The following is a 12,613-nucleotide window of genomic DNA, read 5'->3' on the forward strand; positions in this document are numbered from 1 at the left end:
CAGACCGTTTTCCCATTCCGTTTCCGGACTTGGATTCAGATCCAGCGGCCAGTTGGACCGGCCTTTCGCCTTTCGGCTGCTCCGACTTTATCAGAGGTTCTGAGTCGGAATTTCCCGCCCATTCGGGTTCACTTGGTCCGAGCGCTTGAATGCGTCGGGTTCCCCCTGGGCGGAGCCGTAAACCTACTGGAGCGGGGCGCCCCGATGCAAATCGAGGCGCCCCGCTCCGGGTTGTGCGACGTCAGACCGTCAGACCTCGACCACGACCGGGAGGATCATGGGCCGGCGGCGGTAGGTGTCGGAGACCCACTTGCCCACCGTCCGGCGGACCAACTGCTGTAGCTGGTGCGGCTCGGCGACACCGTCGGAGCCGGCCTTGGCGATGGCCTCCTCGATCCTCGGGATGACCCCGTCGAAGGCGGAATCGTCGATGCCGGAGCCCCGGGCCTGGAGGTGCGGTCCGCCGACGACCTTGCCGGTGGTGGAGTCGACCACGACGAAGACCGAGATGATGCCCTCGTCGCCGAGGATGCGGCGGTCCTTGAGGGAGGACTCGGTGACATCGCCGACCGAGAGGCCGTCGACATACACATATCCGGCCTGGACCTTGCCGACGATCCTGGCCTTGCCGTCCACCAGGTCGACCACGACGCCGTCCTCCGCGATGACGATGTGGTCCTTGGGGACACCCGTCAGCGCGCCGAGTTCGGCGTTGGCGCGCAGATGGCGCCATTCGCCGTGGACCGGCATCAGGTTCTTCGGCTTGCAGATGTTGTAGAAGTACAGCAGCTCGCCGGCCGAGGCGTGGCCCGAGACATGGACCTTGGCGTTGCCCTTGTGGATCACATTGGCGCCCCAGCGGGTCAGTCCGTTGATCACGCGGTACACCGCGTTCTCGTTCCCCGGGATCAGGGAGGAGGCCAGGATGACGGTGTCGCCCTGGACGATACGGATCTGGTGGTCGCGGTTGGCCATGCGGGAGAGAGCCGCCATGGGCTCGCCCTGGGAGCCCGTGCAGACGAGGACGACCTCGTGGTCCGGCAGGTCGTCGAGCGATCTGACGTCGACGACGAGGCCGGCCGGGACCCGCAGATAGCCCAGGTCGCGCGCGATGCCCATGTTGCGGACCATCGAGCGGCCGACGAAGGCGACCCGCCGGCCGTACTCGTGCGCGGCGTCGAGGATCTGCTGGATGCGGTGCACATGGCTGGCGAAGCTCGCCACGATGATGCGCTTCTGGGCGTTCGCGAAGACCTGGCGGAGAACGTTGGAGATCTCGCGCTCGGGCGGGACGAACCCCGGGACCTCGGCGTTGGTCGAGTCGGACAGCAGGAGGTCGATGCCCTCCTCGCTGAGCCGCGCGAAGGCGTGGAGGTCGGTGAGGCGGTTGTCCAGCGGGAGCTGGTCCATCTTGAAGTCACCGGTGTGGACCACCATGCCCGCGGGGGTGCGGATGGCCACGGCCAGCGCGTCCGGGATGGAGTGGTTGACCGCGATGAACTCGCAGTCGAAGGGGCCGATGCGCTCGCGGTTCCCCTCGGTGACTTCGAGGGTGTAGGGGCGGATGCGGTGCTCCTGGAGCTTCGCCTCGATCAGCGCGAGGGTCAGCTTGGAGCCGATCAGCGGGATGTCCTGCTTCAGCCGGAGCAGATAGGGGACACCGCCGATGTGGTCCTCGTGGCCGTGGGTGAGGACGATGCCCTCGATGTCGTCGAGACGGTCCCGGAGGGTGGTGAAGTCCGGCAGGATCAGGTCGACCCCGGGCTGCTCGTCCTCGGGGAAGAGGACGCCGCAGTCGACGATGAGCAGCCGGCCTCCGTATTCGAAGACCGTCATGTTCCGGCCGATCTCACCGAGGCCGCCGAGCGGGGTGACCCTGAGGCCGCCCTTGGCGAGCTTCGGCGGGGCGCCGAGTTCTGGATGCGGATGACTCAAAAGACTCTCCTTCACCACGTACGCCACGCGCCGCGGAGGCACGTGGCGTACGTGACTGTCGTGCACTTGCTGTTGTCAGTGCCCGGCCACGGACGGCCGGTTTTCCGTGTTTGTGTTTATTTGTTCTTGTATTCAGTTGTGAAGTCTGTGGTCACAGCTGTACCCCGCCGGCCGCCAGGTCGATCTTCAGCTGTGCGGTTTCCTCCGGGGAGAGCTCCACGAGGGGGAGCCTGAGCGGGCCGGCCGGGAGGCCCTGGAGGTTGAGGGCGGCCTTGGAGGTGATGACGCCCTGGGTGCGGAACATGCCGGTGAAGACGGGGAGCAGCCGCTGGTGGATCTCGGTGGCTTTCTGCACGTCGCCGTTGAGATGGGCGTCGAGCAGGGCGCGCAGCTCGGGGGTGATGACATGGCCGACGACGGAGACGAAGCCGACGGCGCCCACGGAGAGCAGCGGAAGGTTGAGCATGTCGTCGCCGGAGTACCAGGCGAGGCCGCTGCGGGCGATGGCCCAGCTGGCGCGGCCGAGGTCGCCCTTGGCGTCCTTGTTGGCGACGATCCTCGGGTGCTCGGCGAGCCGCACAATCGTTTCGGTGTCGATCGGGACGCCGCTGCGGCCGGGGATGTCGTAGAGCATCACGGGCAGCTCGGTGGCGTCGGCGATGGCCGTGAAGTGCCGGAGCAGGCCCTCCTGGGGGGGCTTGTTGTAGTACGGCGTGACCGCGAGGAGGCCGTGCGCGCCGGCGCGGGCGGCGGCCTCGGCCAGTTCGACGCTGTGGCGGGTGTCGTTGGTGCCGACGCCGGCCACGACATGGGCCCGGTCTCCCACCGCCTCCAGTACCGCCCGTACGAGCTGGTCTTTCTCCGCGTTGCTGGTGGTGGGTGACTCGCCGGTGGTGCCACTGATGATCAGGCCGTCGTTGCCTGCGTTCACCAGGTGGGCCGCCAGGCGCTGTGCGCCGTCGATGTCGAGTGCGCCGTCCGCCGTGAAGGGCGTGACCATGGCGGTGAGGACCCGCCCGAATGGGGTCTGCGGAGTGGAGATCGGAGCCATGGGTAACACGCTACTCGTTGCTCAGCACGCTGTGTCCCCTGGAGGGCGTGACGTACATCGTGGCTGTGAGGAGCCCGGCACTGCCTGCTCGGGGGGTCAGGCAGTGCCGGGTCCGTTTGATCAGCCTAGATGAACTTCATGAAATACCGCAATGCGGACACTTCACCGGCGAAATCCGCACGCATGTTCTCTTCTCTGTACCGGTGAGGGGCTGCCGCACAGGTCAGAGAGCTGATTCCGGTCAGGGGGCGATACGGCCATTCGCGTTGAAGGCGCCATGGGTGAGCGGCATGAGACGGGCCCAGTGCTCCTCCATCCGCTCGCCGACCATCTCGATCTCCCGCTGGGGGAAGGACGGCACCCTGGCCTGTTCGTGCTGGGTCCGCAGCCCGAGGAAGTGCATCAGCGAGCGGGCGTTGCAGGTGGCGTACATCGAGGAGAAGAGCCCCACGGGAAGGACCGCGCGGGCCACCTCGCGGGCGATGCCGGCGGCCAGCATCTCCTGGTAGGTCTCGTAGGCGCGCCGGTAGGAGTCCTCCATGGCCTCCCCGACGACCTTGTGCTGCTCCGGGCTGCCGTCGACGAAGACGTACTTCCCGGGGCGGCCCTCCTGGACCAGCTTGCGGTCCTGGGCGGGAACGTAGAAGACCGGCTCCAGCTCCCGGTAGCGGCCCGACTCCTCGTTGTACGACCAGCCCACGCGGTGCCGCATGAACTCGCGGAAGACGAAGATCGGGGCGCTGATGAAGAAGGTCATCGAGTTGTGCTCGAAGGGGCTGCCGTGGCGGTCCCGCATCAGGTAGTTGATGAGGCCCTTCGAGCGCTCCGGGTCCTTCTGGAGCTCCTCCAGCGACTGCTCACCGGCCGTGGAGACACGAGCGGCCCACAGCACATCGGTGTCCGCCGCGGTGTGCTTCACCAGTTCCACGGTGACATCACCGCGGAATCGGGGAGTCGCGGTCTCGTCGGGGGTGTCGGTCACCGAGGGTCCTTCCAGGGGGTGTGCCGGGCGGCGTCCACTCTAGTCCACCCGGTCCCGGCCTCCCCCGCGCCACCCGCTTGCGCCGATTCGGTGAAATCGGGCACCGAATCGGCGTCCCGCGCGTCTGTACGAGTAGAGGCCGCGCCAGACGCGGCCGCACCACCCGGCCCGGGAAACGACCCGGGCACCATCCCCGTATCAAGGAGCGTGAACCTGATGTTCCGCCGGCGAGAGGCCGTCCCGTTCTCCTTTGTGGCCGAGAGCGAGAGCTTCCGCAGCAATGTCACTCCCCCGCCGCGTCAGCGGCCCGGCGCCGCGCAGCTCGTGGGCCGTGCGCTGATAGGTCTGACCCTGGCCGCCGGGCTGGCCGGCTCACTGCTCTTCGGGCTCCCCGCGCTGGAGTCGGGGCAGACCCCGGGCAACACCCAGCAGTCCGAGGCGACCGAGCGCCGCTGAACTCGTACGGCCCCCCGGGGGTGGTCGGCCGGAGATCGCCTCGGTAGCCTCACCCGTCACAGCCCCCGATCGAGTGTGCTGGTGAGTGAGGATCAGTCGTGCCCCTGCCCTTTCTGACGGCCGACCGTGCGTTTGACGCGGCGGCGGACGACATCGCGCTGCCTTTCGACGACCACGACCAGTGGCGGCGTCCGTACCGTCCGGGGCCCTGGCGGGTGGGGGTTTCGGCCCTCGCCCTGCTGCTCGCCTCGTTCGTCCTGCTCGCGATGATGATCATCGCGTTCGCCGGGGCGGCCTCCGGCGCCCTGGTCTGCGCGGCCGTCGGCCTCGCGCTGATCACCGCGGCGCTGCGGCTGCTGCGGGTGGGGGTGTGGGTGAGCCGCCACGGTGTGCGGAGGGTGGGGCTCCTGACCACGACCACCGTGCCCTGGGCCAAGACGACCGCGGTACGGACCGTTCAGCAGCCGGTTCGCTGGCTCGGGCTGCCGCGCACCGTCCAGGGCCAGGCGCTCGTTCTCGTACGCCAGGGACAGAGCGAGCCGATGCCGCTGCTCACCGACCACAACGCGGACTTCCTGTCGCGGGTGGAGGCCTTCGACCGGGCGGCGGACACGGTGGAGGCGTGGGGCGCGGAGTACCGCCCGTCCTGAGATCCGCCTCCCGGCCGGGAGGCGGACCCCGCGGTCAGCGGGGGGCGCGCTCCGGAGCCGCGTGGAGGGCGATGGCCCGCTGCATGGCCCTGCGGGCCCTCGGGGTGTCCCGGGCGTCGTGGTAGGCGACGGCGAGACGGAACCAGCAGCGCCAGTCGTCCGGGGAGTCCTCGGTCTCCGCGCGCCGGCGGGCGAAGACCGCGTCGGCGGCGTCGCGGTCGATCCGGCCGGACGGCGTGCGGGCCAGTTCGTCGACGGGGAGTCCGCCCTCGGCGTCCAGTTCGGCCGCGAGCCGGTTGGCCCGGGTGACGAACTGGGTGTTCTTCCAGAGGAACCAGACACCGATCACCGGCAGGATCAGCACCGCGAGGCCGAAGGTGACGGTGAGCAGTGTGCCCTGCTGGATGAGCATCACACCGCGGCTGCCGACCAGGACGAAGTAGACGACCAGGACGGCTGCCGTGATCATGTAGACGATTTTCGCGCGCATGGGATCAGCCCAGATCGAGGAAGTGTTCCAGGCCGAGGGTGAGGCCCGGGGTGTTCCCGACTCGGCGGACACCGAGCAGGATGCCCGGCATGAAGCTGCTGTGGTGCAGCGAGTCGTGCCGGATGGTCAGTGTCTCGCCCTCACCGCCGAGCAGGACCTCCTGGTGGGCCAGGAGCCCCCGGAGCCGTACCGAGTGCACGGGCACTCCGTCGACATCGGCGCCCCGGGCGCCGTCCAGCGCGGTGGCCGTCGCGTCGGGCTGCGCGCCGAGGCCGGCCTCGGCGCGGGCGGCGGCGATCAGCTGGGCGGTGCGGGTGGCGGTGCCGCTGGGGGCGTCGGCCTTGTGGGGGTGGTGCAACTCCACGACCTCGGCGGATTCGAACCAGCGGGCCGCCCGCTGGGCGAAGACCATGGTGAGGACGGCGCCGATGGAGAAGTTCGGGGCGATGAGCACCCCGGTCCCCGGGGACCCGGCGAGAGCGGCGGTGAGGTGCGCGAGACGGTCGTCGGTCCAGCCGGTGGTGCCGACGACGGCGTGGATGCCGTGGCGTACGCAGTGGTCGAGGTTGCCCATCACCGCGTCGGGGGTGGTCAGCTCGACCGCGACCTGGGCCCCGGCGCCGGCCAGGGTGTCCAGGGAGTCGCCCCGGCCGAGGGCGGCGACCAGTTCCAGGTCATCGGCGGCCTCCACGGCCCGTACCGCTTCCGAGCCGATCCGGCCCTTGGCGCCGATGACCGCCACACGCACCTTGCTCATCCGTCTCTTTCCTTCGCTTTGCCGGGGTTCGGGCGGGGTGGGAGGCCGGGTCGTCTCTCTCGGATCCTGCCGGGCTCGCGAGCCCTGGCGCCGCGCCTGGCCGATCCGGCCCGATCCGAGAGAGAACTCCCTAGGAGACCGTCTCGTGGAGCCGGTCGGCCTGGCGGTCCTTGAGCGGGCCGATCACCGCGAGCGAGGGGCGGTGGCCGAGGACATCGGCCGCGACCGCGCGTACGTCGTCGGGGGTGACGGCCGCGATGTTCGCGAGCATGTCGTCCACGGACATCTGCTCTCCCCAGCAGAGTTCGCTCTTGCCGATACGGTTCATCAGCGCGCCGGTGTCCTCCAGGCCGAGGACGGTGGAGCCGGAGAGCTGGCCGATGGCGCGGCCGATCTCGTCGTCGTCGAGACCGTGCGACGCGACCCGGTCGAGTTCGTCGCGGCAGATCTTGAGGACGTCGTGGACCTGGCTGGGGCGGCAGCCCGCGTACACGCCGAAGAGCCCGCAGTCGGCGAAGCCCGAGGTGTACGAGTAGACGCTGTAGGCCAGACCGCGCTTCTCCCGCACCTCCTGGAAGAGGCGGGAGGACATGCCTCCGCCGAGTGCGGCGTTCAGCACGCCGAGGGCCCAGCGGCGCTCGTCGGTGCGGGCCAGGCCGGGCATGCCGAGGACGACGTGCGCCTGCTCGGTCCTGCGGTTCTGGAGCTCGACCCGGCCGGCGGTGCGCACGGCCCGGCGGCCGTCGCGGGGGGCGAGCGGGACCGCGTCCGTACGGGTGAGGGCGCCGGCCTTCTCGAAGGCGCGGCGGACCTGGCGCACCACGGTGGCGTGGTCGACATTGCCCGCGGCGGCCACCACCAGATGGGTGGGGTCGTAGTGCTTCTGGTAGAAGCGGCGGACGCGTTCGGCGGTGAGCGCGTTGACCGTGTCGACGGTGCCGAGGACGGGGCGGCCGAGGGGGGTGTCGCCGAACATGGTGTGCGCGAACAGGTCGTGCACACAGTCGCCCGGGTCGTCCTCGGTCATGGCGATCTCTTCGAGGATCACCCCGCGCTCGGCGTCCACGTCCTCCTGGAGGATCAGGGAGCCGGTGAGCATGTCGCAGACCACATCGATGGCGAGCGGCAGATCCGTGTCGAGCACCCGGGCGTAGTAGCAGGTGTACTCCTTCGCCGTGAAGGCGTTCATCTCGCCGCCGACCGCGTCGATCGCGGAGGAGATGTCGAGGGCGGACCGGCGCGCGGTGCCCTTGAAGAGGAGGTGCTCCAGATAGTGCGTGGCGCCGTTCAGGGACGGCGTCTCGTCACGGGAGCCGACATGGGCCCAGATGCCGAAGGTGGCGGAGCGCACGGACGGCAGGGTCTCGGTGACGACGCGCAGCCCACCGGGGAGGGTGGTGCGGCGGACCGTGCCGATGCCGTTCTCGCCCTGGAGAAGGGTTTGGGTACGGGCGACGGCCCGTGCCTGGGAAGAGGCACGGGCCGTCGCACGGGGACTGCGCGACGTCACTTGGCAGCGTCGTCCTTCTCGTCGGCGGAGGCTTCGCCCTCGATCACGGGGATCAGGGAGAGCTTGCCGCGGGAGTCGATCTCGGCGATCTCGACCTGGACCTTGGAGCCGACCGCGAGCACGTCCTCGACGTTCTCCACGCGCTTGCCACCGGCGAGCTTGCGGATCTGCGAGATGTGCAGCAGGCCGTCCTTGCCCGGGAGCAGGGAGACGAACGCACCGAAGGTGGTGGTCTTGACGACCGTGCCCAGGTAGCGCTCGCCGACCTCCGGCATGGTCGGGTTGGCGATGCCGTTGATCGTGGCGCGGGCGGCCTCGGCGGCCGGGCCGTCGGCGGCACCGATGTAGATGGTGCCGTCGTCCTCGATCGTGATCTCGGCGCCGGTGTCCTCCTGGATCTGGTTGATCATCTTGCCCTTGGGGCCGATGACCTCGCCGATCTTGTCCACGGGGATCTTGACGGTGATGATCCGCGGGGCGTTGGGGGACATCTCGTCCGGGGTGTCGATCGCTTCCATCATCACGTCGAGGATGTGGAGGCGGGCGTCACGGGCCTGCTTGAGGGCGGCGGCCAGGACGGAGGCCGGGATGCCGTCCAGCTTGGTGTCGAGCTGGAGGGCGGTGACGAACTCCTTGGTGCCGGCGACCTTGAAGTCCATGTCGCCGAAGGCGTCCTCCGCACCGAGGATGTCGGTGAGGGCGACGTAGTGCGTCTTGCCGTCGATCTCCTGGGAGATCAGGCCCATGGCGATACCGGCGACGGGGGCCTTCAGCGGCACACCGGCGTTCAGCAGCGACATGGTGGAGGCGCAGACCGAGCCCATGGAGGTGGAGCCGTTGGAGCCGAGGGCCTCGGAGACCTGACGGATCGCGTACGGGAACTCCTCGCGCGTCGGCAGCACCGGCACGATCGCGCGCTCGGCGAGCGCGCCGTGGCCGATCTCGCGGCGCTTCGGCGAACCGACGCGGCCGGTCTCACCGACGGAGTAGGGCGGGAAGTTGTAGTTGTGCATGTAGCGCTTGCGGGTCACCGGGGAGAGGGTGTCCAGCTGCTGCTCCATGCGGAGCATGTTCAGGGTGGTGACGCCCAGGATCTGGGTCTCGCCACGCTCGAACAGCGCCGAGCCGTGCACGCGCGGGATGGCCTCGACCTCGGCGGCGAGCGTACGGATGTCCGTGACGCCGCGGCCGTCGATGCGGACCTTGTCCTTGATGACGCGCTCGCGCACCAGGTTCTTGGTCAGCGAGCGGTAGGCGGCGGAGATCTCCTTCTCGCGGCCCTCGAAGGCCGGGAGGAGCTTCTCGGCGGCCAGCTCCTTGACGCGGTCCAGCTCGGCCTCGCGGTCCTGCTTGCCCGCGATGGTGAGCGCCTGGGCCAGCTCGCCCTTGACGGCCGATGCCAGCGCGTCGTAGACGTCGTCCTGGTAGTCCAGGAAGACCGGGAACTCGCCCTCGGGCTTGGCGGCCTTGGCGGCGAGGTCGGCCTGGGCCTTGCAGAGCGCCTTGATGAAGGGCTTCGCGGCCTCGAGGCCGGCGGCGACGATCTCCTCGGTGGGAGCCTCGGCGCCGTCCTTGACGAGCTGGATCGTCTTCGTGGTGGCCTCGGCCTCGACCATCATGATCGCGACATCGCCGTCGTCCAGGACACGGCCGGCGACGACCATGTCGAAGACGGCGTCCTCCAGCTCGGTGTGGGTCGGGAAGCCGACCCACTGGCCCTTGATCAGCGCGACCCGGGTGCCGCCGATGGGACCCGAGAAGGGCAGGCCCGCGAGCTGCGTGGAGCAGGAGGCGGCGTTGATCGCGACCACGTCGTACAGGTGGTCGGGGTTGAGCGCCATGATCGTCTCAACGATCTGGATCTCGTTGCGCAGGCCCTTCTTGAAGGAGGGGCGCAGCGGCCGGTCGATCAGACGGCAGGTGAGGATCGCGTCCTCGGAGGGACGGCCCTCGCGGCGGAAGAAGGAGCCGGGGATCTTGCCGGCCGCGTACTGCCGCTCCTCGACGTCCACCGTGAGGGGGAAGAAGTCGAGCTGGTCCTTGGGCTTCTTCGAAGCGGTGGTGGCCGACAGCACCATGGTGTCGTCGTCCAGGTACGCCACGGCGGAGCCGGCGGCCTGCTTGGCCAGGCGGCCCGTCTCGAAGCGGATGGTGCGGGTGCCGAAGGTGCCGTTGTCAATGACGGCCTCGGCGTAGTGGGTCTCGTTCTCCACTAGCGTTTTCTCCGTTACTTTGCGTCTTTCGTCCCCTCGCCCGTGTGGCGGGAGGACCTGCGGAGAAGCTCTCGTACTGGGCCGGTCTTCGATCGAAGCACCCGGGGTCGGACTCGACTCCGGGAGCCACTACCGAGGACCGGCGGCGGCGAGTCGGCTTCTCGCTCTTCAGTGGTGCGTCTTCAGTGGTGCGTTGTGTCGTTCGGTGATGCTCTGTGCGTGTCCAGACTAATTGCCGTCCGGTGCGTCGCGCACGCACAGCGGGTCACGCGGAGGTGACCGAGTGGGCCGGGCCGGGCACTTTCCGTACCGCTGGGGTGCGGTACGGGCCCGGGCCGCCGGTTGCGCACGGCCCCGGGCCGCCGGGTTCACGGCGTGGACGCCGTGGACGGCCCGTACGGCGTGTACAGCAAAAGGGAGCGGCTCCCTCTCAGTGGGAACCGCTCCCTCCACGGCGTCTTACTTGGCGCCGCCGGCCGCACCGCGGCGGATGCCGAGGCGGTCGACGAGCGCACGGAAGCGCTGGATGTCCTTCTTGGCCAGGTACTGCAGCAGACGGCGGCGCTGGCCGACCAGGATCAGCAGACCACGGCGGGAGTGGTGGTCGTGCTTGTGGGTCTTGAGGTGCTCGGTCAGGTCCGAGATGCGGCGCGAGAGCATGGCGACCTGGACCTCGGGGGAGCCGGTGTCGCCCTCCTTGGTGCCGAACTCGGTCATGATCTGCTTCTTGGTAGCGGCGTCGAGAGACACTCGGTACTCCTCTGGTGGTGTTCGTGCGCCGACGAGTGCCCCTGGTCTTGGTCTCAGGGGAGCTTTCGTGACTCGGAGGCGGAGGTCCGATGAGCGCAGCCCCCAGGGGAACCCGGGAACGCGTACACAAACGGCCGTCACCCAGCGTACCAGTCGCTGCCCTCGGCTCTTCCCCGGGCTCCCTCCCGGGCCCGGTACCGGGCCCGGGAGGGTTTCACGAGGTGGTGGCGCGGATGGCGTGGTAGACGTCGAAGACCGCCAGGGCGAGGGGCAGCAGGGTGAGCAGGACGCACGTCTCGGCGATCTCCAGGAAGCGGCCCCAGAAGGGGGTGACGCCGGTGCGCGGGACGATCAGCCCGATGGCGGTGATCAGGGCGGCGACCGCCGCGACGGCGGCGGCCAGCCAGATCGTACGGATGTCGAGGCCGGAGCTGTCGCCGCGCAGGGCCTCGCGCATCAGGGTGTGCGGGGGGTTGAGGCAGAGCCCGAGACCGAGCAGGGCCAGGGCTCCGAGACCGGCGGCGAGGGCGCAGCCGACCTGTGCGGTGTAGCGGAAGAGGTGGGCCCGCATGAGCATGGCGACACCGGTGGCGAGGGCGAGGAGCTGTCCCCACACATCGGCGGAGAAGCCGAGCACGGCGGCGGCGCCCACGGCCACCAGCGCGCAGCCGCCGACCAGGCCGACGAGCAGCTCATGGCCGCGCCGGGCCTGGGCGGCGATGCGCTCGGCGTCGACCGCGCCCTGGGGCTCGGGCTCGTCGCCGTAGCCGCCGATGGCGGTGCGGGGAGGGTCGAAGCCGATGGGGAGGCGGGCGAAGCGGGTGGAGAGGCCGGGCAGGAAGGCGAGGGTGCCGACGGCGAGCGGGGCGCACACGGCGGCGGTCTCGGTCGGCTCCAGCCGGTGGACGATCGCGAGGAAGGTCACCAGCAGACCGGTGGCGGAGGCGAGGACGAAGGCGACGAAGGGGCCGTCGCCGCCGGGGGCGACGATGGTGAGGATCACGGCGACGACCAGTACGGCGGCGCAGGCGAGCAGGAAGTGGAGCCGGCCGATGCCCTGGCCGTCGGCGGGCGGCAGCAGTCCCGATCCGGCGACGGCGGCGTTGGCCATGGCGCCGAGGCCCAGGGCGACGGCCGAGGCCCGGTCGTCGTACACCCGGGCGCGGACGCAGGCCAGGGCGAGCAGCAGCACGCCCGCGACGGCGGCCAGGATGCCCTGGAGGCCGTGCATGTCGTGGCCGGGTGCGGAGGACCACAGCACGAAGGCGAGCAGCAGGAGCAGCACGGAGCCGCCGAAGAGCCCGGCGCCGCGCATGAGGGCGTCGCTCCACAGCGTGCGGTCGCGGGCGACGGCGGTGGCGACGGCGTCGGTGACGTCGTCGAAGACCGCCGGGGGGAGGGATTCGGCGAAGGGGCGCAGCGAGAGCAGCTCGCCGTCGAGGATGCGCTGGGCTCCGAGGGAGCGGGCGCCGTCGAGGACGGTGCCGTCGCGGCGCACCAGGTGGTAGCCGACGGGGGCGCCGGGGGTGGGGCTCTGGCCGGAGAGGCGGAGGATCTCCGGGTAGAGGTCGGCGACGGCGATGTCTTCGGGCAGTGCCACGTCGACACGGCCGTCGGGGGCGACGACGGTGACGCGGCAGAAGCCGGTTCCGTTGCTGGACGGGGTGGCCTGGCCGGGGTGACCCGCTCCGGTGGCCGCCGCTGGGGCCGTCATACTCACCTGCTGCATCCCCTCGTGAACTTCGTGTGCTCTGTGCGGTGAATCCTGTGAATCATGTGAACCGCGATGAAACACGGCGAATCACGGTGAGACGCAGTG

The 12,613-nt window shown here is 69.9% G+C and carries 11 protein-coding genes; 2 read left to right on the forward strand and 9 right to left on the reverse strand.

Going from position 1 to position 12,613, the window contains the following annotated elements:
- Positions 1-249 precede the first annotated feature (249 nt).
- The 3 genes from ABT122_RS27020 to thyX form a co-directional block, all read right to left on the reverse strand.
- Positions 250-1,935: a ribonuclease J gene (locus ABT122_RS27020; protein WP_351557510.1), complete on the reverse strand. Its 1,686-nt coding sequence runs from the start codon at positions 1,933-1,935 to the stop codon at positions 250-252.
- 151 nt (positions 1,936-2,086) lie between these two features.
- Positions 2,087-2,986 (reverse strand): 4-hydroxy-tetrahydrodipicolinate synthase, encoded by a 900-nt coding sequence (gene dapA / locus ABT122_RS27025; protein ID WP_351557513.1) that lies wholly within the window; start codon positions 2,984-2,986, stop codon positions 2,087-2,089.
- Between the two features lie 241 nt (positions 2,987-3,227).
- Positions 3,228-3,968 (reverse strand): FAD-dependent thymidylate synthase, encoded by a 741-nt coding sequence (thyX, locus tag ABT122_RS27030; protein ID WP_351557516.1) that lies wholly within the window; start codon positions 3,966-3,968, stop codon positions 3,228-3,230.
- A 216-nt stretch (positions 3,969-4,184) separates the two neighbouring features.
- Between thyX and ABT122_RS27035 the strand changes: the two genes are divergently transcribed.
- Together ABT122_RS27035 and ABT122_RS27040 are read left to right on the forward strand one after the other, a co-directional pair.
- Entirely contained in the window at positions 4,185-4,424 is a 240-nt protein-coding gene (locus ABT122_RS27035; protein ID WP_351557518.1) for a hypothetical protein, read from the forward strand.
- Positions 4,425-4,522: 98 nt separating this feature from the next.
- Positions 4,523-5,074 (forward strand): SCO5741 family PH domain-containing membrane protein, encoded by a 552-nt coding sequence (locus ABT122_RS27040; RefSeq protein ID WP_351557521.1) that lies wholly within the window; start codon positions 4,523-4,525, stop codon positions 5,072-5,074.
- A 34-nt stretch (positions 5,075-5,108) separates the two neighbouring features.
- Here the strand turns inward: ABT122_RS27040 and ABT122_RS27045 are convergent, their stop codons facing one another.
- From ABT122_RS27045 to eccD, 6 genes are all read right to left on the reverse strand, one after another.
- Positions 5,109-5,564 carry a tetratricopeptide repeat protein gene (locus ABT122_RS27045; RefSeq protein ID WP_351557524.1) on the reverse strand — a complete coding sequence of 152 codons (456 nt, stop codon included), beginning with the start codon at positions 5,562-5,564 and terminating at the stop codon, positions 5,109-5,111.
- Between the two features lie 4 nt (positions 5,565-5,568).
- Positions 5,569-6,321, reverse strand: coding sequence for a 4-hydroxy-tetrahydrodipicolinate reductase (dapB, locus tag ABT122_RS27050; RefSeq protein WP_351557527.1), 753 nt, complete (start codon positions 6,319-6,321; stop codon positions 5,569-5,571).
- A gap of 130 nt (positions 6,322-6,451) precedes the next feature.
- On the reverse strand, positions 6,452-7,831 hold the full coding sequence (locus ABT122_RS27055; RefSeq protein WP_351557530.1) for a M16 family metallopeptidase: 1,380 nt from the start codon (positions 7,829-7,831) through the stop codon (positions 6,452-6,454).
- A complete protein-coding gene (locus ABT122_RS27060) occupies positions 7,828-10,044 on the reverse strand; it encodes a polyribonucleotide nucleotidyltransferase (RefSeq protein WP_351557533.1) in 2,217 nt (738 codons plus the stop codon). The genes ABT122_RS27055 and ABT122_RS27060 overlap by 4 nt, the downstream gene beginning before the upstream one ends.
- Positions 10,045-10,503: 459 nt before the next feature.
- Positions 10,504-10,794 (reverse strand): 30S ribosomal protein S15, encoded by a 291-nt coding sequence (rpsO, locus tag ABT122_RS27065; RefSeq protein ID WP_093600212.1) that lies wholly within the window; start codon positions 10,792-10,794, stop codon positions 10,504-10,506.
- 214 nt (positions 10,795-11,008) lie between these two features.
- Entirely contained in the window at positions 11,009-12,508 is a 1,500-nt protein-coding gene (gene eccD / locus ABT122_RS27070) for a type VII secretion integral membrane protein EccD (protein ID WP_351557536.1), read from the reverse strand.
- Positions 12,509-12,613 lie beyond the last annotated feature (105 nt).

The organism is Streptomyces sp. NPDC001985 (genome assembly GCF_040296845.1).
GTDB lineage: Bacteria > Actinomycetota > Actinomycetes > Streptomycetales > Streptomycetaceae > Streptomyces.